21 protein-coding genes and 3 pseudogenes are annotated in these 22,678 nt (G+C 67.8%); 13 read left to right on the top strand and 11 right to left on the bottom strand.

Features of this window, described 5'->3' with window-relative positions; all coding sequences use genetic code 11:
• Nucleotides 1–6: 6 nt before the first annotated feature.
• Nucleotides 7–525 (bottom strand): hypothetical protein, encoded by a 519-nt coding sequence (locus tag ACFT9I_RS01540; RefSeq protein WP_382559232.1) that lies wholly within the window; start codon nt 523–525, stop codon nt 7–9.
• A 226-nt stretch (nt 526–751) separates the two neighbouring features.
• Complete coding sequence (locus ACFT9I_RS01535; protein WP_382559230.1) at nt 752–1,705, bottom strand: TauD/TfdA dioxygenase family protein; 954 nt, start codon at nt 1,703–1,705, stop codon at nt 752–754.
• Nucleotides 1,706–1,867: 162 nt separating this feature from the next.
• Between ACFT9I_RS01535 and ACFT9I_RS01530 the strand changes: the two genes are divergently transcribed.
• From ACFT9I_RS01530 to ACFT9I_RS01510, 5 genes are read left to right on the top strand one after another with little or no spacing between them, the layout of a single operon-like run.
• Nucleotides 1,868–2,539, top strand: a complete 672-nt coding sequence (locus ACFT9I_RS01530; RefSeq protein ID WP_382559228.1) for a hypothetical protein — start codon at nt 1,868–1,870, stop codon at nt 2,537–2,539.
• Nucleotides 2,536–3,879 (top strand): cytochrome P450, encoded by a 1,344-nt coding sequence (locus ACFT9I_RS01525; protein ID WP_382559226.1) that lies wholly within the window; start codon nt 2,536–2,538, stop codon nt 3,877–3,879. The genes ACFT9I_RS01530 and ACFT9I_RS01525 overlap by 4 nt, the downstream gene beginning before the upstream one ends.
• Nucleotides 3,880–3,922: 43 nt before the next feature.
• Nucleotides 3,923–5,302, top strand: coding sequence for a cytochrome P450 (locus tag ACFT9I_RS01520; protein ID WP_382559224.1), 1,380 nt, complete (start codon nt 3,923–3,925; stop codon nt 5,300–5,302).
• Nucleotides 5,302–6,378 (top strand): hypothetical protein, encoded by a 1,077-nt coding sequence (locus ACFT9I_RS01515; protein ID WP_382559222.1) that lies wholly within the window; start codon nt 5,302–5,304, stop codon nt 6,376–6,378. The genes ACFT9I_RS01520 and ACFT9I_RS01515 overlap by 1 nt, the downstream gene beginning before the upstream one ends.
• Nucleotides 6,375–7,484, top strand: coding sequence for a TIGR03857 family LLM class F420-dependent oxidoreductase (locus tag ACFT9I_RS01510; protein ID WP_382559220.1), 1,110 nt, complete (start codon nt 6,375–6,377; stop codon nt 7,482–7,484). The genes ACFT9I_RS01515 and ACFT9I_RS01510 overlap by 4 nt, the downstream gene beginning before the upstream one ends.
• Nucleotides 7,485–7,600: 116 nt before the next feature.
• On the opposite strand, the gene ACFT9I_RS01505 is transcribed toward ACFT9I_RS01510, so the two are convergent.
• Nucleotides 7,601–8,260: an MSMEG_1061 family FMN-dependent PPOX-type flavoprotein gene (locus ACFT9I_RS01505; RefSeq protein WP_382559218.1), complete on the bottom strand. Its 660-nt coding sequence runs from the start codon at nt 8,258–8,260 to the stop codon at nt 7,601–7,603.
• Nucleotides 8,261–8,283: 23 nt separating this feature from the next.
• On the opposite strand from ACFT9I_RS01505, the gene ACFT9I_RS01500 reads away from it, so the two are divergent.
• Nucleotides 8,284–8,472, top strand: coding sequence for a hypothetical protein (locus ACFT9I_RS01500; RefSeq protein ID WP_382559216.1), 189 nt, complete (start codon nt 8,284–8,286; stop codon nt 8,470–8,472).
• On the opposite strand, the gene ACFT9I_RS01495 is transcribed toward ACFT9I_RS01500, so the two are convergent.
• Both ACFT9I_RS01495 and ACFT9I_RS01490 read right to left on the bottom strand, forming a co-directional pair.
• Entirely contained in the window at nt 8,459–9,220 is a 762-nt protein-coding gene (locus ACFT9I_RS01495; protein WP_382559214.1) for a DeoR/GlpR family DNA-binding transcription regulator, read from the bottom strand. The two genes, ACFT9I_RS01500 and ACFT9I_RS01495, sit on opposite strands and share 14 nt — an antisense overlap.
• A gap of 139 nt (nt 9,221–9,359) precedes the next feature.
• Nucleotides 9,360–9,680: pseudogene (locus tag ACFT9I_RS01490) on the bottom strand (cupin domain-containing protein); the annotation flags it as partial.
• A 70-nt stretch (nt 9,681–9,750) separates the two neighbouring features.
• Between ACFT9I_RS01490 and ACFT9I_RS01485 the strand changes: the two are divergent.
• The 3 genes and pseudogenes from ACFT9I_RS01485 to ACFT9I_RS01475 all read left to right on the top strand — a co-directional run.
• Nucleotides 9,751–10,283, top strand: a pseudogene (locus ACFT9I_RS01485) (ABC transporter permease); the annotation flags it as partial.
• A 301-nt stretch (nt 10,284–10,584) separates the two neighbouring features.
• Complete coding sequence (locus ACFT9I_RS01480) at nt 10,585–11,199, top strand: TetR/AcrR family transcriptional regulator (RefSeq protein WP_382559212.1); 615 nt, start codon at nt 10,585–10,587, stop codon at nt 11,197–11,199.
• A 219-nt stretch (nt 11,200–11,418) separates the two neighbouring features.
• The gene (locus ACFT9I_RS01475; RefSeq protein ID WP_382559210.1) at nt 11,419–13,656 is read left to right on the top strand and encodes an MMPL family transporter; all 2,238 of its coding nucleotides are present in this window, start codon (nt 11,419–11,421) and stop codon (nt 13,654–13,656) included.
• 355 nt (nt 13,657–14,011) lie between these two features.
• Here the strand turns inward: ACFT9I_RS01475 and ACFT9I_RS01470 are convergent, their stop codons facing one another.
• From ACFT9I_RS01470 to ACFT9I_RS01460, 3 genes are all read right to left on the bottom strand, one after another.
• Nucleotides 14,012–14,242, bottom strand: a complete 231-nt coding sequence (locus ACFT9I_RS01470; RefSeq protein WP_382559208.1) for a hypothetical protein — start codon at nt 14,240–14,242, stop codon at nt 14,012–14,014.
• Nucleotides 14,202–14,858, bottom strand: coding sequence for a TetR/AcrR family transcriptional regulator (locus ACFT9I_RS01465; protein WP_382559206.1), 657 nt, complete (start codon nt 14,856–14,858; stop codon nt 14,202–14,204). Before ACFT9I_RS01465 ends, ACFT9I_RS01470 begins: the two co-directional genes overlap by 41 nt.
• Nucleotides 14,859–14,992: 134 nt before the next feature.
• On the bottom strand, nt 14,993–15,382 hold the full coding sequence (locus ACFT9I_RS01460) for a TetR family transcriptional regulator C-terminal domain-containing protein (RefSeq protein WP_382559204.1): 390 nt from the start codon (nt 15,380–15,382) through the stop codon (nt 14,993–14,995).
• A 653-nt stretch (nt 15,383–16,035) separates the two neighbouring features.
• Between ACFT9I_RS01460 and ACFT9I_RS01455 the strand changes: the two genes are divergently transcribed.
• The 4 genes and pseudogenes from ACFT9I_RS01455 to ACFT9I_RS01440 form a co-directional block, all read left to right on the top strand.
• Nucleotides 16,036–16,464, top strand: coding sequence for an OB-fold domain-containing protein (locus tag ACFT9I_RS01455; RefSeq protein ID WP_364536401.1), 429 nt, complete (start codon nt 16,036–16,038; stop codon nt 16,462–16,464).
• Nucleotides 16,457–17,659: a thiolase family protein gene (locus ACFT9I_RS01450; RefSeq protein ID WP_382559202.1), complete on the top strand. Its 1,203-nt coding sequence runs from the start codon at nt 16,457–16,459 to the stop codon at nt 17,657–17,659. Before ACFT9I_RS01455 ends, ACFT9I_RS01450 begins: the two co-directional genes overlap by 8 nt.
• A 36-nt stretch (nt 17,660–17,695) precedes the next feature.
• Nucleotides 17,696–19,261 (top strand): AMP-binding protein, encoded by a 1,566-nt coding sequence (locus ACFT9I_RS01445; RefSeq protein ID WP_382559200.1) that lies wholly within the window; start codon nt 17,696–17,698, stop codon nt 19,259–19,261.
• A 52-nt stretch (nt 19,262–19,313) separates the two neighbouring features.
• Nucleotides 19,314–20,126, top strand: a pseudogene (locus ACFT9I_RS01440) (aldo/keto reductase); the annotation flags it as partial.
• On the opposite strand, the gene ACFT9I_RS01435 reads toward ACFT9I_RS01440, so the two are convergent.
• The 3 genes from ACFT9I_RS01435 to ACFT9I_RS01425 form a co-directional block, all read right to left on the bottom strand.
• Nucleotides 20,073–20,756 carry a hemerythrin domain-containing protein gene (locus tag ACFT9I_RS01435; protein WP_382559198.1) on the bottom strand — a complete coding sequence of 228 codons (684 nt, stop codon included), beginning with the start codon at nt 20,754–20,756 and terminating at the stop codon, nt 20,073–20,075. The pseudogene ACFT9I_RS01440 and the gene ACFT9I_RS01435 overlap by 54 nt on opposite strands.
• A gap of 32 nt (nt 20,757–20,788) precedes the next feature.
• On the bottom strand, nt 20,789–21,616 hold the full coding sequence (locus tag ACFT9I_RS01430) for a nitroreductase/quinone reductase family protein (RefSeq protein WP_382559196.1): 828 nt from the start codon (nt 21,614–21,616) through the stop codon (nt 20,789–20,791).
• 155 nt (nt 21,617–21,771) lie between these two features.
• Entirely contained in the window at nt 21,772–22,488 is a 717-nt protein-coding gene (locus tag ACFT9I_RS01425) for an NADPH-dependent F420 reductase (protein WP_382559194.1), read from the bottom strand.
• Nucleotides 22,489–22,678 lie beyond the last annotated feature (190 nt).

Below are 22,678 nucleotides of genomic sequence, written 5' to 3'. Positions count from 1 at the left end.
CGTGGTTCATCCGGAAACCCGCGAGCGCGTGCTTTTCCCGAAGGGCAGAGGGTGATCACTCTTCTGGGTCAGGGCGGGAACGGTGACCGGGACCGGCGTCGACGGATCACCGTCGAAGAGCGCGTTGTCCATCTGCCAGCCCAGGCCGCGAAGGGCATCAACGGCTCCCCGTGGATGACCTAGCCGCAGGGCGGACAGATCCTGCCCCGTGAGGTTGCCGACACCGCCCCGTGCGGCCCGGATGGCCACCACCACAGCGACAATCTGAGCGTCGGGCCGGGACCGGGCGAAAGCGGCCGGACTCGGCCGGTCCAGAGGCGGGCTGAGCAGCAAGGTCCACGCCGCGGTCGACGCCTCGGGCCTGCCGCTGGTCTTCGTCCTGACCCCCGGCCAGGCCGCGGACTGCCCGCAGTTCCAGGCGATGGTGGTGGGTCTTGTGTGTGTGGCCATGGCGTTCTGCGAGGTGAGTGCCCGCTTCCAGCCCGGCGCCATCACGGAGCGGGCCGGGGTGCTCTTCACGTGCATGGAAGCCCGGCTCAGACGTGAGCCGTCTCAGCTCCCGTCAGGAACCGACGGCCTCCCGCGCGCCGACAAGGCGCGAGTCGACCGGTGGTGCCGGCGTGAGGTCAGTTTCTTCGAATGGGTGACCTGTCGGTGGAGACGGGCTGACCTGACCGGGCCTTGGTACGGGTGAACACGCCTGCTCACCGGGCAGGGCATCGGCACCGCCGCCGGGGATACGCTCGCCGCCTCAGTCGGCGATGGTCGCCGTGCGCGGCTCGCGGCCCGGCGCGGGGTCGAGGTAGCGGCCGTGGCCGTAGTCGCCGAGCAGGGTGGTGCGCTGCGCGCGTCGGCGCACGTCCAAGGGCACGCCGGCGGCGCTGTGGATCACGCGCCAGTTGTCCCAGACGATGACGTCGTCCTCGCTCCACTGGTGGAAGTAGGCGAAGCGCTCGTCCACGAGGTGGTCCGCCAACTGGTGCAGCAGGGAATCGCTTTGCGCCGGGTCCATGCCGAGCACGAGCTTGGCGTGCATCGGCGACAGCTTGAGCACCTCGCGGCCGGTCTCCGGGTGGATGATGACCAGCGGGTGCACCACCGGCGGGAAGTCGTACTTGCGGAGATCGGCCATGCTCTCAGGATCGGTCTTCAGGTTCACCAGGTCGGTCGGAAAGCCGTAGGGGTTCTTTTCCATCTCCGGTGTGAAGTGGTAGACCACTTCGAAGTCCCTGATGCGCTCCTGCAGTTGTACCGGCAGGCGCTGCCAGGCGGCGATGCCGTCGATGAAGCCGGTCTCGCCGGCGATGGCCGCCGGCTCGATCATGCGCAGCACCGCGCCGCGCGCGATCACCGACGTGAAGGACTGGTCCCAATGCCAGCCCAGCCAGCCGGCGCGCTCGGCGCCGTTGACGCGCATCATGGGGCCGGGCCCCTTGCGCTTTTCGGGATCGTATTTCAGCTCCATCAGATAGGGATTGTTGTCGACGTTGAGGTCGGGCGTCGCGGAAGACTCGAGCTTGCCGAAGCAGCGGCTCAGCCGAAGGTGTGCCTCGGCCGAGCGGCAGCCGCGGAACAGCAGGATGCCGCCGCGAGTCCAGGCGTCCAGCAGCGCCTGCCGTGTCGCCTCGTCGATGTCCCGCTCCAGGTTGAGGCCATGAACTTCCAGGCCGATGTGCGGCGACAGCGGTGTGGTGATGACGGGCATGCGCGCTCCCCTCGAGTGACAGTTCGTCATCGAATTCGCCTGCGGTCGTGCCGTGTCGGCCGGCGGTGCTCGTACTGAGATTGAACACCACACCAAACGAACATTCAATGTGTGCGAAATGACACTTCTCAAACAAGCGGCATGCTCGTTACGGTAGTTGGCGTGAACTACTCGCTTCGAGCCCCCGGTGAGGCGACCCTCGTGAAGCCCGTCGACTGTTGCAGGGCGGCCGTCTGGGGATCTGGGCGCCTGAGTGCCGAGGTGGTTCGGACTCTGGCCGGTCTAACCTCGGTTGATCTGGTGTCAGTTCTGGCCCACAGCGAGGGCAAGGCCGGTCGCGATGCCGACGAGCCAGCCGGCATCTGGGCGTTGGGCATTCCGGCCACAACGGACGGGGCGGAGATGCTTGCCGCTCGCCCCGAGGTGGCCGGGGGCGCCAGTTTCTACCTGGGGGCCGAGCAGCGCCCCTCCGACGCGGTCGCTGCCGAGTACGCGGTCGTGGAGATCGAGGGCCGGCCGTCGTTGCGGGTGACGCCGGAGTTGAAAGCGTCACTGCGAGACAGACTGGAACGGTATCCGGAAAATCCGGACACGCCGGTCATCTACTCCGCGGCGGCGGGGCCGATCGTGCAGTCCATTCCCTTGGTGATGGCGGCTCCTGCGGGAGTACATGAGGACCCCTCGGTCCCCGGCGCATTTCGACGCACGTTTCCTTCGGCGGGGGCCCAGCTCGCCTGCCCCGGTGAGGATGTCGGAGATCGGCACCACCCCTTTCCCCCGCAACCCTTGTGCACGTCGCGTTGTCGCGATGTGAGAACGGTAGGAGCGACATGAGCGGAACAGCCGAATCGCGCTCAGCCGTATCGGCTCCCGACGGCGGTCGGGACTGGCGGACCGTACTGGCCTCGTCGGACGTGTACACCGTGCTGTCCGACCCGGTGGTGATGGCGGATCCACTGCCTCTGGCCGCCTGGCTCCGGGACAACGCCCCCGTGTACCGGAGAGCGGACGGCGAGTACCTGGTCAGCCGCTACGAGGACGTCTCCCGGCTTTTCCGGGCGCCGATAGAGCGCATCCGGGTGGAGGCGGCCGGCGTCCTCCGGTCCGGGGCAATGGAAGACCATCCGAGCGTTCGCCGGCTGGCGGACACCATCGGGCTACGGAATCCGCCCGAGCACACCCGCCTGCACCAGGTCTACATGCGGTACTTCACCCCCGCGCGAGTGTCCGCGCTCCGCGAGCGGACCCGGGCGATCGTGGCGGACAGCGTCCGAGACCTCACGGAGAGATTGACCGCCGGAGAGCAGGTGGACCTGCACCATCTGGCGACGGATCTTCCCACGCACCTGATGAGTCTGCTGCTGGACCTGCCCCCGAAGGATGTCTCCTGGCTGAACACCTGCGTGTGGCATATCGAGCAGCCGTTCGACCCGACGATCACCGACGCCCGGCTGGCCGACGCGGATCGCAGCAGTCAGGAACTGGACGCCTTCGTGGTGGACCTGGTGGCGCGCCGGCGCGGCGGCGGAGGCAGCGACCTGATCACGGCACTGGCCGACACGAGAGATGACGAGGGCGGCCTTTCGCAGAACGACATCATCGCCATGGTGTTCACCATCCTCGCGGGCGGAGTGCCCACTGTCGCCTCCGTCATCGCCTTGGCGCTGTGGCGCACTCTGGTTCGTCGTGAGCACGTCGACAGCCTCGCCGGATCCCCGGGCGCGGCAGCCGCGTACGTCGAGGAACTGATGCGATTCGAGTCACCGGCGATGTACAGCCCGATGCCGCGAGTCGCCGTACGCGATATCGAACTGGGGGGTGAGGTTCTCCCCGCGGGCTCGCGGATCTACGGGCTGATCACGGGCGCCAACCACGACCCCCTGGCGTTCCAGGATCCCGGAGTGTTCGATCCGTCGCGTTTCGATCCCTCATCACGGCGCCGTAGCGATTCCGCCGTGCTGGCCTACGGCACGGGGATTCACCGCTGCGTCGGGGCGCATCTGGCCTCGATGGAGATCGAGGTGACCCTCGACGAGATCTCCCCGCTCCTGTCGGACCTGCGGGTGGATGGGCCGGTGACGTGGGGACGCACCTCGTACATCCGCAGCGTCAGCACACTCCCCGTCCGGCTGGGCGCCTCGGCTCCGGCCCGGTCGGAGCGCCGGCGGCCATGAGGCGGTTCCGAATCCCTGGCAGATTGGAGAGAGGTTCATGTCGATGACGGCCCAGCACCGCGTGCCGAAGGCCATGCGTTCGCGTGTTCCGCTGATCGGCGGCGCCGTTCACATCCGCCGCGATCCGCTGGGGTTTGTGCAGCAGATCCGCGGTTACGGCGATGTGGCCACCTTCAAGCTGGGCCCGCGCACGGTGTATGTGGTGAACCACCCCGATCTGATCCGCCAGATGCTGGTGACGGATGCCGGCAAGTTCCACAAAGGGGTGATGTTCCAGAAGGCGCAGGTCCTGGCCCGCAACGGCCTGTTCACTTCGGAGGGGGACTTCCACGCCCGGCAGCGTCGACTCATCCAGCCGGCGGTCCACGCCTCCGAGATCGCCGGCTACACCCGGACCATGGTGGACCAGGTCCAGGGGTTGGTGAGCGCATGGGCGGACGGCGAAGTGATCCGGATGGACGAGGTCACCCTCCCGCTGGCGCTCGGCATCGTCGGCCGGGTCCTGTTCTCCACGGACCTCGACCGGGAGACCACGGCCGAGATCCAGGAGACCCTCCCTGTGTTGCTGCGGGGGCTCGGCCAGCGCGCCCTGGCGCCGTTCGACTTCCTGGACCGGTTGCCGACTCCGGCCAACCGGGCGTTCGAGCGTGCGCTGCCGCGGTTCCAAGCCGTGATCCACCGGATGATCCGTCAGCACCGGCTCGATCTCGGGCAGCGCCCGGACCTGCTGACATCGCTGTTGCAGGCCGTGGACGCGGACACCGGTGCGGCGATGACGGACGAACAGGTCTACGACGAGGTCACCAGCATGATCATCGCCGGCAGCGAGACGACGGCAGCCGCGATGTGCTGGGCCGCCTACCTGCTCGCCACCCACCCGGCTGTGCAACGCGGCATGCAGGACGAGGTCGACGACGTCCTGCGGGGCCGTCCGGTGCGGTACGAGGATCTGGGCCGACTGGAGTACACCCATCGCGTCGTCAAGGAGACCCTGCGCCTCTACCCGACCACCTGGATGCTGATGCGCCGTCCCCTCGTCGACGCCGATCTCGGCGGCTACCGGCTCCCGGCCGATGCGATGGTGCTGTTCTCCATCTTCGCCCTGCACCGCGACCCGGCCCTCTTCCCGGATCCGGAGCGCTTCGACCCGGACCGCTGGCTGCCGGCCCGGGCCGAGACGATCCCGCCCCACGCCTACATGCCCTTCGGCGCCGGCCCGCGAGGGTGCGTCGGGGGGCCGTTCTCCCACACCGAGGCGTCCGTGTTCCTCGCCACCCTTGCCCAACAGCACACCCTGGTTCCGGTGTGCGACGAACCGGCCCGGATCGTGACCACGCTCATCCCGATGCCGGGGCCCATTCCGCTGGCCGTGCGTTCCCGCGAGGAGCCACCCGTGTCGACCTCACCGGAGGCCGTGACCTGATGAAGCCCTCGACCGTTGCCACCGCCGTTGAACGGGCACTGGAATACCTGGCGGGACAGCACGAACTGTCCTACCCGGACGCCACACACGTCATGGGCACCTACTCCACCGCGCAGTTCACCGAGCTCCACCAGCAGCAGTCGGCCCCGCCCCGGCCAGGGGCGGGAGCAGAGCCGGGGAGGTTCGCCGAGTTCCGCTGCGTGGGCGCCGTCTACCATGTGGCCACCATCACCGAGGCACTCCTGGACGCCGTGGATGCCGGCTACAAGGAATGCGAGCCACTCGCCCACGACAACACCGCCTGGCTGCTCTCCCAACGCGACGGCGTCTCCTGGCGGTACTTCCCCGGCTTCGATCCCCTACCGCACGACGCCGACACCCTGGCCCAAGTCCTGCGTATCCTCATCCGCACAGGCCGCGCCGACAGCGCAGTCGTGCGAGCCGCCACAGCTCTCGCCGCGCGCAACGCATGGGACGACGGCGTCGTCAACACCTGGCTGCTCGACGTGCCCGGCGAACGCGATGCGGCCAACCGGCTCTGGGGCCGAGGCCGGAACGACACCGGCCGCGACGCCGAGGTGGTCGCCAACCTCGCACACGCCACCCACCTGTACGAGCAGCACATCGGACCCCTGCCACTGAGCCGGCTCGTCGGCCCGGCCACCCGCTGGCTGATCGACCAGCAGCAGGCCATGGGCTTCTGGCGAGCATCCTGGTACGTGGGAACCTGCTACAGCACCTACGTCGCCGTACGCCACCTCGCCGCCCTGGGCGGACATGAAGAAGAGATCGCCCGGGCCGCACGCTTCCTCGCGCAGGCACCCGCACCCGATCCTCTCAACCGGGCCCTGGCCATGCTGGCCCTGACCGCGGGCGGCACCTCCGTGTCCCCTGACGACTGCCGGCTCCTGATCGGCAGCCAGTTCCCTGACGGCTCATGGGAGGCAGTGCCCTGGCTCGACAACCACGCCAGAGTGTGGGGGAGCCGCGCCGTCACCACCGCGCTCTGCCTCCAGGCCCTGCTCGCCGTGCGGCGTGACGGCGCAAGCGCGCACCACGACGGCAGGATGCCGTGAGCGACACCCCTTCCACTCCCGCCGCCTTGCCGCTGGGGGCATACATCCTGTCCGGCCGCGTGCCTGACGCGCGGGCGGGCATCGCCCAGGCGCAGGCCGGAGAGGCACTCGGGCTCAGTAATCTGTGGATCTCCGAGAAGTTCGGTACGAAGGATGTCGGCGCGCTCGCAGGCGCACTGGCCGCATGCACCACAAGACCCGGCATCGCCGCGGGAGTTGTCCCATTTCAGACCCGGCACCCTCTGCAGCTGGCCTCGCTCGCGGCCACCGTGCAGTCGCTGACCGCGGGCCGCTTTCTGCTCGGGCTCGGACGCGGCGGCAGTTGGCTGTCCGGACTCGGTGTGCCGCCGACCGCCACGGCACGAATGGTCGTCGACACCGTAACCATGCTGCGCCGCCTGTGGAACGGCGAAGAGGTGACCTACCACGGCCCCGCAGGCGATTTCCCGAGGCTTCAGCTCCGGGAGCTGCCGGCCACACCTCCGCCCCGTGTCGTCCTGGCCGGGATCGGTGAGCAGTCCCTGCGACTCGCCGGAGAGCACTTCGACGGTGTGCTCCTGCCGGCGTTCACCACGCCGCAGGCAGTCGCACGGATCGCCGCCCGTGTCCGCCGGACCGCGACAGCCTGTGGCCGCGGTCCGAACGCCGTGCGCATCTACGCCACCGTCCTCACCGCGGCCGACCCGACACCTGAGGCCAGGGATGTCATAGCGGGGCGGGCGGCGACCTACTTCCAGGCTCCCGTCGGCGGAGAACGGCTGGTCCGGACGAACGGCTGGGACCTGGACGCGTTTCGACGACTGCGCGGACATCCCCACATCGTCCGACTCGGCGACACGTACGCCGATGCCGTCCTCGACCCCCTCGACCTCGCTGAGGCCGCCCACTTGATACCCGAAACCTGGCTCGACGATTCCACCGCGACCGGGAGCCCTCGTACCTGCGCCGCCCGGCTTCAGGACTACCTCGACGCCGGCGCCGACGAGCTGGTCCTGCACGGCACCACACCCGACCGGCTCGCTCCCGTCATCCACGCCTTCGCCGCACTCCGCCCAGCATCGCGGCCGCAACCCGCCGCGGCAGACACACGGGATCACCCACCATGAGCCGCACCGCCACGCTACGTCCACGCCCACTGCGCATGACAGTGACCAGGCGTAACGGGCTGCGTGCCGGTCCGGGGGCTCGGCGGGCCGGTGGGCAGCGATCGCTGGTCGGCCCGTCACTCGTACCGGTATTTCAGCGCGTCCGCCTCCGCCTGCTCGATGTCGGCGATCGTCAGCTCTGGCATCCGCAGCTGGGCCAGCGTCACCTCGGCCGAGGCCGGCTGGGCGTCCGCCGGCAGCCACTGCTCCGGCTTCCAGGCCCCGCTGCGCAGGAGCGACTTGGGGCAGTGCGGGTAGACCTCCTCGATACCCAGCACCAGCGCACTGGCCGGCGGCTTGCCCACGGCGGTCAGCTGCGACAGCAGTTCCGGGCGGGTGGAGACGCACGCCCGGCCGTTCACCCTGAGCGTCGTGGTGCGCCCCGGGATGACGAACAGCAGCCCGGCCCGTCCGGTGGCGATGACGTTCTGCAGGGTGTCCAGCCGCTTGTTGCCGGTCGCGTCCGGAATCGCCACCGTCCGTGTGTCCAGGACGGCGACGAACCCGGCGGGGCCGCCGCGCGGCGAGACGTCACAGTTGCCCTCGGCGTCCGCGCTGGCGACCAGGACCAGCGATGAGCAGCCGATCAACCGCTCGGTCTGTTCGGTGAGTTCGGTCATCTGCTTGCGCACGGCCGCCTCGCCGGGGAGTTCGTAGGCCCGGCGCAGCGCCTCCTGGTCGGGCACGGCGTCGAGGCGGAGCAGGTCGAAGGCACTGCCGGCGAGGGGTGACGTCATGCCCTCGACCCTAATGGGCCGACTTGCGACAGATCTTGGCCGGTGAGCGCGGGGCCCCCTGGCCCCCGGCACGGCCGGGTGAACTCATCGGCATGGCCGGTGAGTTCGCGAACGCCTTGGAGACCCGGCAGGGCGGGCACAGTGCCGTACGCCTGAAGTTCCTCGCCCAGCAGCTCAGCGCCCTGACGCGCGCAATCGTCAGACGATCTTGACGACCATGCCGGTGCCTTCGAGCGCGGCCACTTCGTCGGCGGATGCTGTGTCGTCGGTGACGAGGGTGTGCAGGAGCGTGGCGGGACTGACATGCGCGTGGGCGGTGTGGCCGAGTTTGCTGCCGTCGGTGGCGACGACGATGCGGCGGCTGGAGGCGATGGCGGCCTTCTTCACCGCCGCGTCGTCGAGGTCGTAGGCGGTCAGGCCCTCGGCCGCGCTCAGGCCGCAGCAGCCGATGATCGCGGTGTCGAAGCGCAGTGCCGACAGGGAGGCGAGGGTGAGGGGGCCGGTGAGGGCTCCCTCGGCGGCCCGGGGCCGTCCACCTGGGACCATCAGCGTGGACGGACCGAAACCCTGGTCGAGTACCTGGATGGCCTGCAGGGACAGTGACATCACCGTGACCGGCCGCCGGCGTAGCAACTGGGCGATCTGCAGGCAGGTGGTGCCGCTGTCGAGGAGGACGGTCTCGCCGTCGGCGATGAGTGAGGCCACCTCGGCGGCGATGCGGCGCTTGGCGTCGACGGCCTCGTGAGCCCGCAGCGCGAAGGGCGGCTCCTCACCCCTGAGCAGCAAGGTGCGCGCACCGCCGCGGACGCGTTCGAGGACACCTTGCGCGGACAGCGTGTCGAGGTCGCGCCGGATCGTCATCTCCGAGGCGCCGGTCAGGTCCGCGAGTTCCTGGACCGTGATCCTGCCCGACTCCCTGACGGCCTGGGCGATCATGCCGTGCCGGTCTGCGTTGCTCATACGGGGATTGAACACCACACCAAACGAGCATTCAATGTGTGCGAAAAGACACACTTTAAACATCATCGATGCTCATTGCGATGGCTTACGAGAACCATTCACCTCGCGAGCGGGCCCACGCCGTCCGAGGACGGGTGGGTCACTGATCCGCCGGCAGCGCGTACGGCCGGGGAAGGTTCACCACGATCGCCTCCTGGGTGCTGCGGGCGATGACGACCACGGCTTCCTCGGTCGGGTCGGGGTTCTCCTCCCGGTGCGGCACGAACGGCGGGACGAAGATGTAGTCGCCCGGTGCGGTGCGCAGCCGTACCTCCACCGGCTCGTCGCCCGAGTCGTCCAGGAAAACGAACTCCGGGTGTCCGCCGACCACATGGATGGCGGTCTCGGACTCCCCGTGGTGGTGGTCGGAGGAGGAGGTCGCGGGGGCCACGTGCGTCTGGCCCATCCACAGCTTCCGGGAAGGTGTGGATGGAACCCGTCACCGGGGGACGTCAACGGCTCGGTCATGGCGGGGACGTCAGGGCGGCTCCGGAAAGGAGGCGACTCCCGAGGCGATCGCCCGGGTGGAGGCCCAATGGGGCCTCCACCGGCCCTTCCTGGTCCAGTACGGGGACTGGCTCGGCGGCGTTCTGCACGGTCAGCTCGGCACCAGCTGGACCAACGGCGCCGACATCTCCACCCTCATCGGCCTCGGCCTGGGCGTGAGTCTGTCGGTCGCGACATTCGCGCTGAGCTTCGACGTCATCGCCGACATCGCCCGCCAGTTGCGTACGAGTCTGATCGGCGCCTACTCCGAGAACTATGTGACGGGCGCGGTGGTACGGGGGTTGAGCCCCCGCCGGATCTTCGGCCTGTGCTGCGCAACGGCCTGGGGCCGACGCTCGCCACCCTGGGCCTGAAGTTCCCGTCCCTGGTCGGCGCCTCCGTCGTGACGGAGTGGATCTTCGGTCTGCAGGGCTTCGGCAGATTCGCCAACGACTCCGCCCAGGCCGGTGACGTACCCGCCGTACAGGGAGTCCTCGTGGTGTCGATCGTCCTCGTCTTAGGCTTCAACCTGATCGTCGGTACGGGGGCTGCGGCGGCCGGTGGCGGCGTTGCTGATAGCGACGCCGATGAGGCTGAGGCCACCCGCGACGACCAGGGCGATCATGGCAGTCCGCCCAGCACGGCGGTGCGATGCAGGGATTCTCATCTGAGAAGAGCTTCTGCACTCCGCACCCCAACCCCACTGGCCCGGGAGCAGGCCTCGTCCTCACCGACTCGTTCGGGAAATCGAATTTTCGGAAACTTGATTTTCGATGATGAGGGTGGCTACAGTTCTGATGTCAGCTAGGGATGTCAGTTACGGATGATGGGGTGCGGCTATGGCGGAGGTGCCGGTGGCGTCGGGCTACCGCAAACTCACTCCGGAGCGGGAGCGTGAGCTGCTGCGGGTGACGGCGGAACTGGTCGGCGAGGTCGGGTACGACCGGGTGACGATGGCTGCGATCGCGCGGCAGGCGAAGTGCAGCACGGCGACGCTCTACCGGCAGTGGGAGAGCAAGCCGCGGCTGGTGGTCTCGGCGTGGAGGGCTCACGAGAGCGAGCGCGGTGGTGACATAGGGCAGATCGACACGGGCAGTCTGCGTGGAGATCTGCAGGGAGTGGTGAGCACTCTGACGGCCGGAGACCCGGCCAATCACATGTTCGCGTCGGTGTCCGCCGCCATCGCGGAGAACGAGGGGCTGATGGAGGTCGTCCGCGAGATTCTGATCCATCCGATCCTGGAAAATCTGACCCAGTTGCTCGACCGCGCGGTGGCCAGAGGTGAGATCGCGGCCGGCAACCCGGTCATCGGGCTGACGCCCCAGATTCTGCTCGGCCCCTGGCTCGCGCAGGACATCCTCTACGGCACTTACGCCACCGAGGGGCTGATGGAGACCATTCTCGACACAGTTCTCCTGCCCGCGCTGGCACCGCGGGCCGCCGCCTCCCTGTGACCTAATTTCCGGCACGACGGCCCGCTCCCGCCACAGGCCGGTCCCCCCGGCCGCGCCGTCTGTCTCCGTCGGCGAATTCCGCATCCTCCGAAGAGCGGCCTGAGCGCCGCCTCCCTACTTCTGTATGCCTTCAAAGCCCCGCACCCGCCCCGAACCCCGTTGCGTACCGGACTCACGGCACCGCACACCCCAAAACACCCTTGATCGGAGATCCTCCCCATGGCTACCTTCCTTCACAGGATCGGCAGGTTCGCCTTCCGGCGACGCTGGCTGGTCGTCGTCCTGTGGGCGCTCGTTCTGGGCGTGGTCGGCGCCGGCGCCGTCAGCGGTTCGGGTCCCACCAACTCGAGCACCTCCCTGCCCGGCACCGAGGCCCAGCGGGCGTACGACCTGCTGGGGGAGAAGTTCCCGGCGGCCAACGCCGACGGGGCCACCGCTCGCATCGTCGTGCGGGCTCCCGGCGGGGAGGAGGTCGGCAGCGCCGCGAACAAGGCCGCGCTCGAAGTGACCCTGGCCGAGGTGAAGGAATCATCCCCGCGGGTGGCCCAGGTCAGCGACCCGTTCGCGACGCGCACTGTCAGCGCGGACGGCACCACCGCTTACGCCCAGGCCACCTATTCCGCGAAGGACGCGGACCTGACCGACGGTGATCACACCGGTCTGGAGAAGGCGCTGGAGTCGGGCCGCGACCAGGGGCTGACGGTGGAGGCGTCCGGCAACGCGCTGGCTGCCCCGACGGAGAGTTTCATGGCCGAGGCCATCGGCTTCGCCCTGGCCGCCGTCATCCTCGTCATCACCTTCGGCTCGCTGATCGCCGCCGGTCTCCCGCTGCTCACCGCTGTGGTCGGGGTCGGCGTGAGTGCCGCCGCCATCACCGCGATCAGCGGTCCGCTCGACCTCACCAGCAACGCCTCGGCGTTGGCGACGATGCTCGGTATCGCCGTGGGAATCGACTACGCGCTGTTCATCGTCTCCCGCTACCGTTCGGAGCGCGCCGACGGTTACGACGCGCGCGAGGCCGCCGCCCGGGCCAACGGCACGGCCGGGTCCGCCGTCGTCTTCGCCGGACTGACCGTGGTCATCGCACTCGCGGGTCTGTTGGTCGTGAACCTGCCCGTCCTCACCGCGATGGGCCTCGCCGCCGCCGGTGCCGTCGTCATCGCTGTCCTCGTCGCCACCACCCTGATCCCCGCGCTCCTGGGATTCGCCGGTGAACGCGTCCGCGGCAAGCCGCGCGCGCAGACCACTCCCGAGACCGGGACGGCCGGGACCGCCAAGGCGGCCAAGGCGGGGCTGGGCCAGCGGTGGATCTCCTACGTCTTGCGCAGGCCTGTGAAGGTGCTGCTGCTGAGCGTGGTCACCCTCGGTGTGATCGCCCTGCCTGCCACGAAACTCGAACTGGGACTGCCTGACGACGGCGCCAAGGCCACCTCCTCCACCCAGCGCCAGGCGTACGACATGCTGGCGCAGTCCTTCGGGCCCGGCTTCAACGGTCCCCTCACGGTGACCGTCGACGACCAGGACCCCACCGTCGCCCGCACCAGCGCCACGGACATGGGCAAGTCCCTCGCCGGTCTGCCGGACGTGGCCGCCGTGACCCCGGCCGCCTTCAACGAGGCCGGCGACACCGCCATCATCACCGTCATCCCCAAGAGCACACCCGGCAGCGAAGCCACCAAGAACCTCGTCGACGCCGTCCGCTCGGTTGCCGCCGACCTCAAGTCGGACACCGGGGCCCGCTCTCTGGTGACCGGTACGACGGCGCTCAACATCGACGTCTCGGCCAAGTTCAGCGCGGCGATCGTGCCCTACCTGGCCCTCGTCGTCGGCCTGGCCTTCCTCGTACTCATCCTGGTCTTCCGCTCGATCCTCGTACCCGTCAAGGCGGCCCTCGGCTTCCTCCTGTCGGTGCTCGCCTCCTTCGGCGCACTCGTCGCCGTCTTCCAGTGGGGCTGGCTGAAAGACCTGATCGGCCTGGAGCAGACAGGGCCGGTCATGAGCCTGATGCCCATCCTCATGGTGGGCGTCGTCTTCGGCCTGGCCATGGACTACCAGGTATTCCTGGTCACCCGCATGCGCGAGGCGTACGTCCACGGCGCCGACGCCCGTACCGCGATCGAATCAGGCTTCAAACACAGCGCCACCGTCGTCACAGCCGCGGCCCTCATCATGATCTGCGTGTTCGCCGGCTTCGTCGGCTCGCACGACGCCATGCTCAAGTCACTCGGATTCGGCCTCGCGGTCGCTGTCGCCTTCGACGCCTTCGTCGTCCGCATGACGATCGTGCCCGCCGCTCTCGCCCTCCTCGGCAAACACGCCTGGTCCCTGCCCGGATGGATCGACCGCATCCTGCCCAACGTCGACATCGAAGGCGAGAAGCTCGCCACTCACACACCAGCCCCCACACCCACGGACCGCGAACCCAGGTTCGCAACCTTCTCGGACAAGGACCACTGACACCACCACCCCGCAGGCCCGCGGCTGCCACGGCACCGCGGGCCTGCCCGGCGCCGTGGCTGTGCGGGTGTCGGCGGGAGGCGTTCCGATATCGGTAAGTACGTGCGCCTGTGGACTGTCCGTACCTGATCGATATTGCGGCGGAGCAGGCACCGGACGGTGCCGATCGGCGGCGCGCGGCGACCCGACCTTGTGGGACCCCAGCCTGCGGTCCGTCCTGAGCTGACGGCCGCCGGCCACGGGCCCGACCGGGTTTCGAGCCCTGCCGCCGACTGCGGGCCATCAGCCTCGCGACAGGCGACTACAACGGCTGGTTCCGGCAGCTGCACCCGATCGAATGGCTCGCGGCCCACACCTACAGCAGCGAACGGGCGGCTGATGTTTTCGGCCGGCTGAAGAGCCGGGATGCCCGGATCAGGTCCTCGTCGACGACGGTGGGGCGGCCGTCGACCTTGCCCCGGGCGCGGACGGCGGCCAGGCTCTCGCGGGTGCCGGCGACGACGAGTTCGCGGATGAACTCGGCGAGGCTCCGGGCCAGTGCCGGATCATGCAGAGGTGCGCTCGGAGCGGTTCCCCCGCAGGGCATCGGAACGCCGCGCACGGGCGCCCAACAAGATGTCGGCGACGCCTTCGACCTGAGCGAGCGCTTCCTGGAACGTGATCCGCCCGCTGGACATGCGCTTGACTGCATCCCACAGCACGCAGTGGATCGCGAGGCGGATGGAGGGGATCTCGTCCTCGGGCACGCCGGCGAGCAGGTGGTCGAACGCGGCGACGTGCAGCTCGGAGTTCTGTTCCATCAGCCGCTGGACCTCCGGCTCGGCCGACGCCAGCATCTGCACTGTGAGGGCAGCCATGCCGGGGAGGCGATCGAAGGCCTGCAGGGCACGCCGCAGGAAGTCCTTCACCAGCAGCAGCACGTCCGAGTCCGGGTCGCGGTTCGACACCAGGATGCGGCGCGTGACCTTGCCCTGCCACTCCACCAGCGCTGCAGCCTGGAGGTGATCCTTCGACCGGAAGTACCGATAGGCGGTGCCCAGTGCCACTCCTGACCGTTCGGTCACGTCACGCATCTGGATCGACGCCGAACCGGATTCGTTGACGAGCTCGATCATCGTCTCGATGAGCCGAGCACGGCGGACGAGCTGTCGACTCGTCATCATCTCGATGGACAGCGGAACGGGTGAAACGGCAGCTGACACAAGCGAGATCTTACCACCGGCTCCTTCCCGGCAGCCGGTACTTCATAGAATCGAATTCTATGCATTCTATAAAGTACCGAGACGTATTTCTCCCGAATGTCACACCGAGAACGCGGCCCCGTTTCGCACCGGCGTCAGTGTTCGGAGTGGCCGCGCAGGCAGTCGGCCAGGGTGTCGAGGGACGCTTCGAGCACAACGGTGTCGCGCCGGGCCCGGGTGAGTGTCAGGCCATCCTGGACCGCGGCGAGCAATGCGAGGGCGAAGCGCTCGGGGTCGAGCCGGTGGGGCAGTTCGCCACGCTCCCACATCGTGCGCAGGCCGTGCCGCAGCGAGTGTTCCCATCGGCTGAAGCCGTCCCGCAGGTCGGCCCGCGCCTCCGGGGCTGACCCGGACAGCTCGTTGGTCGGGCTGCCCACGGGGCAACCCTGTTGGTTGCGCCCGTCCCGATGGATGCTCGCGATGACGTCGCGCCACGCCTCCAACGCCTCGATGCTGTCGAGGTTGGCCAGCAGTGGCTTCTGCACTCCGAGCACGCTCTCGGTTCTGGTGGTCGATGACGGCGCGGATGAGGCTGTCCTTGCCGTCGAAGCAGTAGTAGATCTGCGAGGCGCTCACGCCGGCGGCGGCCCGCACAGAGTGGACGAAGTTCTACTTGCGCACCGGCGCCGGCTCACTGTCCACCGCCGCTCCCATCGTCCGGGCCACGGCGGACTTCCAGGCGCTGGGCGAGGGCCTGACCTTCACCACCGGGCCCCTCACGAGGTCCTGTCGGCTTTCGCGCAAAGGCGGCAAGACGGCTCCATCGACCCCGGACTGCCCGCACTCGAGATCACGCTCGCATCCACGAACGCTGTCTTCGGGCTCGCGCGGAGATGCTTGAACAGCCTCATGACCAGGAACGACGTAGCTCTGACCGCGCGACTCATCGCCGCAGAGCCCGACGCCTGGGAAGCCATGCTGACCGCCAAGCAGTCGCACCGTAGCTAGAACTCTGTTTCATTGCCTGGTGCAGGGTGCACTCTGCTGGACCGTAACCTCGCTGTCCGACCAGCTTGGATGTGCCTATGGCAGCCTTGTGGACAACCGCTAAGTGAAACCGTATTCTCGCTGCACGCCGATCGGACAGCTTCGAGCGCCTCGCGCCGCGGGGTGCGGTTCTCATCCTTGGGAGCACAGCGTGGATCGAACGCACAGCGTGGACCGAACGCCCATCGTGGATTACCTCGTCCTTGATGAGCCCCCGCACCTGGTCGTGCACGAGTGCACCGCCTGCAAGGCCCGGTACTTCGACCGGCGCAACGCCTGCGCCGCCTGCGGGAGGACCGAGTTCACCCGAGCCGATGTCGAACGCGACGGCACCCTGCGGGCCTTCACGATCGTCAATGTCGCGGCGGACGGTGTCCCGGTGCCGTATGTCGCCGCGATCGCGGACTGCGCGGGCACCGCCGTCCAGGGATTGGTCGTCAACACTGCTCCTGATCCCGCCCACGTGTGGCTCGGTATGAAGCTCCGGTTGACCACATTCCCGATTGGAACCGACGCCGCCGGCGTCCAGGCCATCAGCTACGGCTTCGAGCCGGCCGAGGAGGGCGACGGCAATGACTGAGAACGTCTGGATTCTCGGGATCCACATGACGAAGTTCGGCAAGCACCCCGAGAAGGACACCATCGACCTGGCGGTCGAAGCCACGCTCGGTGCGCTGGCCGATGGCGGTGTCGGCATCAACGACATCGGTGTCCTCGCGGCCGGCAATCTCTTCGGCGGTCCCGCGACGTTCGGTCAGAGCCTGCAGAAGCAGATCGGGCAGACCGGCGTGCCGGTTTACAACGTGGCCAACGCGTGCGCGACCGGCGCAACAGCCCTGCGCGTCGCGATCATGGCCGTCAAGGCCGGCGAGACCGACATGGGGCTCGCGGTCGGCGTCGAGAAGCTGTCCGGGACGGGGCTGCTCGGCGCCGGCGCGGCCACGAAGGCAGACGAGCAGTGGAGCCCGCAGGGACGCTTGGGAGCGGTGACGTCCCTGGAAGGCCGTGTCAGGACGGACACGATGCCGGGGGTCTTCGCGCAGATCGGCATGGAGTACGCGGGGCGCCATGAAGGCGTCGACTTCGAGCTGTTCGCACGCATCGCTGAGAAGAACCACGCGCACTCGACCCTGAACCCGCTCGCCGCGTACCAGAAGCGGTTCACGCTGGAAGAGATCATGAACGATGTCATGATCGCCTACCCGAACACCCGGCCGATGTGCTCGGCCAACTGCGACGGGGCGGCTGCGGCGGTGGTCGTGAGCGACAGCAAGCTCCGCACGCTCTCGCTGCAACAGCGGCGTCGCGCCGTCAAGGTGAGCGCCTCGGTGCTCACCAGCGACCCCTGGGAGGAGGGGTGTCAGGTCCTGCCGGACGTCAATACGCTCACCCAGCAGGCGGCCGGCCAGGCTTACGAGCTTGCCGGTGTCGTGCCGGAGGACCTCGGCCTGGTCGAGTTGCACGACTGCTTCGCCACGGCCGAGCTTGTGCACTACGAGAACCTGTCCCTCTGCGCGCCAGGAGGAGCCGTCGACCTGTTCGAGTCGGGAGCGACCTGGCGCGACGGCCGCATCCCGGTGAACGTGTCGGGAGGGCTCGAATCCAAAGGGCACCCGGTGTCGGCGACCGGCATCGCCAACATCTGGGAAGTGGCGACCCACCTGCGCGGAGAAGCCGGTTCCCGCCAGATCGACGGCGCCAAGGTCGGACTCGCCCACGTCATCGGGCTCGGCCAGGCATGTGCCGTGCACATCCTGGAGAAGTCCGCCGTCTAAGAGGGGCCGGCCCATCGTCGAGAAAGGAGATCCGCAATGGCTACCGATCTCACCCTGCCGATCGGCGCCTACTCGGTCGGCGCCACGTACCCGGACCAGATCGCGATCGTCGCAGCAGACGATACGACGACGACGTTCGGGCTGCTTCTCGAGCGCGGCAACAGGCTGTCCAACGCGCTGCGTGCGCTGGGTCTGCGCAACGGCGACGTCGTGGCATACCTCCTGCGCAACGAGCCCTCGTTCTTCGAGGTCGCGCTCGGTGTGGAGCAGGTCGGGATGTACCGGGTGCCGATCAACGCCCATCTGACCCCGGCCGAAGTCGCCTACATCGTCCGGGACTCGGACGCACGGGTGCTTGTCGCGTCGCATGACCTCGCAGCAGCCCTCGCCCCGGTGCTCGACGAGCTCGTCGAGCACCGCTTCGTTGTCGGCACTCCTGTAGCGGGCTGGCACGACTACGAGGCGTGGCTCACCGCAGCCGATGCCGGCACTCCGGCGGACCGCCGCTTGGGCGCGACCATGGGCTACACGTCCGGCACCACCGGGGCGCCCAAGGGCGTTCGCAGGTCACTGGCGGCCATCCTGCCGGAGGAGGTGCTGCCCGCGATGGACCGCATGACAAGGTTGTTCGGGTTCCGCGCGTTCGACGGCGTTCACCTGGTCATGGCTCCGCTGTACCACTCCGCGCCCAACACCTTTGCGGTCAACGCGCTGCACCTCGGCCACACCGTGGTACTGCAACCGCGTTTTGACGCCGAAGCGTTCCTGACCGCCGTGGCGAAACATCACGTGACCAGCACTCACCTGGTGCCGACGCACTTCCACCGGCTCCTCGAATTGCCGGAGGAAGTGCGGGCCGCCGCCGACCTGGACAGCCTGGAGACCGTGGTCGCCGCGGGTGCCCCCTTCCCACCGAACCTGAAGGCACGAGCGCTCGCCTGGCTCGGTCCGGTCGTCTGGGAATACCTCGCCTCGACCGAAGGGCTCGTAAGTGTCATTTCCCCGACGGAGGCAATGGCACATCCCGGTTCGGTCGGGCGCCTCATAGACGCCAAGATTCTCGACGAGAACGGCGAACCTGTCGCGGCAGGCGAGGCCGGCCTCATCTACTTTCCGGCCGGGCAACCGCCGTTCCGCTATCACAACGACCCCCTCAAGACCGCCGCCACCGTCCGCGCCGACGGGTATGCCACCGCCGGTGATATCGGCCGCGTCGATCCCGCCGGATATCTGTATCTGCTGGACCGGCGGGTCGACCTCATCATCACCGGTGGTGTCAACGTCTACCCGGCGGAGGTCGAACAGCACCTCGCTGAGCACCCTGCGGTCGCGGACGTGGCCGTGGTCGGAATGCCCGACCCCGAATGGGGGAACCAGGTCGTTGCCGTGGTCCAGCTCGCCGACGGGGAACACCACCGCGAACTGCTGCCTGCCGAACTCGACAGGTTCTGCCGCTCGGTGCTGACCCGAGCCAAGTGCCCACGCCACTACGAGTTCGTCGACACGCTGCCGCGCACGGAAACCGGGAAGCTCCTTCGCCGCGTCGTCCGCGACACTCTCAGCTCGTCGAACGGCGCGCGGCCTTGGACGCTGCGTCGATGATGCGCCAGACAACGGCTGACGCGACAGGCACTGATCCACCACCAAGTGCGCGGCTCGTCCGACACCGGAGGGCGGGAGCTCCTTCGACGGACGGCCCGAGTACGTCCGGGCGGCCTGCGAGGCCAGTCTGCTCCGGCTGGGCACCGACCGGATCGACCTGTACTACTACCACCGCCTCGACCCGAGCGTGCCGATCGAGGAAACCGTCGGGGCGATGGCCTCTCTCGTCACGCAGGGCAAGGTCTGCGCGATCGGCCTGAGCGAGGTCGGACCGGACATGCGGAGGCCGAGGTCCTGCCCGAGTGCCGACGGCTGGGCATCACGCTCGTGCGTACAGCCCGCTGGGCCGGGCCACGCTGGAGGGCCGATTCGCCCGAGGCGCCGCATTCGACAGCAACGACTTCCGGTCGACGCTGCCCAAGTTTCAAGGGGACAACTTCGAGCACAACCTGCGGCTGGTCGACGCCCCAAAGCCTTCAGCGCCGAGAGGAACTGCACGCCCGGGCAGGTCGCACTGGCCTGGCTGCTGGCCCAGGGCCACGACATCGCGCCCATGCCCGGCACCAAGCAGGTGCGGTACGTACGGGAGAACCTGGCGGCCGCGTCCGTACCGCACCGAAGACGGCTGGAAGCTGACAGGAGCACGCCTCCAGCCGAGAGTCGTTTCAAGCCTGACACCCCCCGCCGAAGAGTGTGTCGGCGGGAAGTCGGCCGTGTCCTCTCGCAGCGGGGGGACACGGATATGAAGCGGCGAGGGTGTACCCGTCGCCGTGCAGTACCCGCATTGTTCTGCCCGGCGTCGGATTCGCGATCACGCTCCGCAGCGGGGCGGGGTGGGGGTGCCGTAGACCCGTTTGGCCTGTGAGGCGTAGATGCGCGGGGCCACGATCGGCATGATCAGGCGAGCCACGAGAGGAGCGTGCGAAAGGATCTCTTTGATCACATCAGGATCCCCCTCGTACATCATCATTCCTAGACTGAGGGGCAGGGCTTTCTTCGGAGTTGCGGCCAGGCCGTGCTCTCCGAGCTTGTTCCATTCGGCGGCAGTGACGAACTTCTCGGCCAGGGGGAGAATCTCTTGCTCCTCCATGGTCATGTGTTCCAGCAGACGGTCGAGCAATACGTCGAAGGCCGTGGCGAGATTCTCGCCTCCCTGAGCCGTGGATTGCCAGGTCGGCAGAAGTTCGTTCACGTCGTGGAGAGCGGCCTCGATACCGTGATGCTGCTCCTCCATGGTGGGCACGATGGCAGCGGCCCGCTCTCCGCCTCGCTCCAGCAGGAGCGGCCACAGGACGAGATCCTCGCCCTTGTGGTGAAGATGCAGGATGAGACAGACCTTCTGTGCGTGGGCCGCGACAATCGCGGTCTGCCGGGTGTTGCCCGGGGCAACGTCGCGGACGGCCCGGGGAAGGAGACGGAACTCCCGGCGCATCAGGGTGTGCGCCGTATACATGTCGCGCACGTCCGCCATGGGCTGGACGGTCACCTGTTTCACGGGTACCTCAATCGATGGTGGATAGCTTCATGTCAGCCGATAGCAGAAACGCGCTCAAGGCGTACCACGGGGAACGTTCGAGACGTCTTTTTCTCATAGTCGCGAATGAACGGCCAGTGCGCACGCGCAGTCTCATACAGACGTTCCCATTCCGGACCCTCCCGGAAAACCGTGGCCCGCACTTCCTCGGTACGATTGCCGAATTCAACCGTCAAGCGGTCCATCGACTCCAGATTGCCGACCCAGTGAGGCTCGGTCGGAGCACCCGCAAAAGAGCCGAGCAGCAAATATGATCCGTTATGGGTCATATGCGACACCGGGGTGACGTATTCCTTCTTGGACTTCCTGCCGATGTGGTGCAGGAGGACGAGATCGAGACCCTTGAGAGCCCCGCCCATGGCCTGGGCGACGGCACCTTGGTGGGCTCTGAATTCCTCGATTACGTCAGCGTTTGGATCGGTCGCCATTTCACTCTCCTTTGGCTTGCGTGTGGATGCCTTACTCCCTCTGGGTCGCACCTGCGGCGGGACCTGTAAAGAATCGGAATAGCCGCCGCAAGTTGCTTGCGAGCCAGATGTGGGAGAGTCGGCGGACGGGTCAAAATGCGGAGGAAATCGGCCCCCGTCAACCCGGATCGTCGCCCCGGAGGCGTATGCCGCGGTCGTGCCGGCCAGATAGGCGACAGCGGCCGCGATCTCCTCCGGACGTCCGAACCGGCCGACATCGTTGGGCACCCAGTCGGCCGCGGCTGAGCGTTCGAGATCCGCCCAGTCCCCGGTCCATCCATGAGCCGACGCGATCGCGGTGACGAGCTCCTGTATCGAGTCGGTGAGGATCGCGCCCGGCGTGACGTCCCGCATCCTCGGCACGAGCGACCCCGGAGCTCCATGTCCATGCTTCATTTCCCATGTGTACACCTGTAGGCTCCGCCGCCAAATGCTTTGCGGAACCTGGCCATCGGCAGACTACGGCCTACCGGGAACTTGAAGTTGCCCTGGGTCTCGTGGCCCTCATGTCAATCTCGATCGTGCGGCAACCTGGCGGAGTCGAGTTTCAGACGTAGCTGCGATGCGGGCAGCGGCATGCCGGGGTCGGTATCCAACCGATCCCACCAACTGCCGCTTGAATCCTTCATGTAGGGAGCACAGAAGGCCGGGGTGCCCAGATCGAATAGGTTACTGTCGCTAAGGCTGCCGACATCAACGGAATCCCACCCCAAAGCGCTCAGAAGCGACATCGCCTGACGCTTGGATTCGCCGTTGTCGCTGACGACCGGCAGTGCGCTTCGGTCAGGCGCGCCGGCAGGTCGGGCCAACAACTCCAGGTGAGCCGCAAATATGTTACTGAAAGCCTTAACAATGTGCGCATCGGCAAGATGGGCTTGTACCAACTCCGATGGCGTGGAGCCTGCTTCCAGCAGGTGGGCCACTTCTTGATCGCGGCGCGGGTCAAAGTTCATAGTCTCGATCACCGTCTGTCCCTCGAAGTAAGCTGGCGGAAGATCGCGAAAACGCAGAAATGGAATCGCGACCACAACCAACTCGCTGGCGCGGGCGGCCTCTTCGATACTCACAGGCCGTGTCCCACCGCCAAGCTCGTCCGCAAAGGAGGTGAGACTTCTCGGCCCACGGGAGTTACTGATCAGCACACGCACGCCAGCACGAACGGCCAACCTCGCCACGGCTGCGCCTATGTTTCCGCTTCCCACAATTCCCAATGTCTGTTCGCTCACCGTCTACCCATCCTTTGTTGCCCTGGAGTACCGTCGGACCAGAATCGTCGAAAGCGCACATAGCACCTGAACTCCGGCAGGGAGCTGGTCAATTGGTGTGTGAGAGTCCGCCCGGGACGCCGACCCGACCAGACCCGTTCGCGTTCACGTGTGCGCCGGCCATCCGGGTATCGAGTACTGGACACGGTGT

It is taken from the genome of Streptomyces sp. NPDC057137, from assembly GCF_042670825.1.
GTDB lineage: Bacteria > Actinomycetota > Actinomycetes > Streptomycetales > Streptomycetaceae > Streptomyces.
This window is presented reverse-complemented; position numbering and strand designations above follow the sequence as displayed.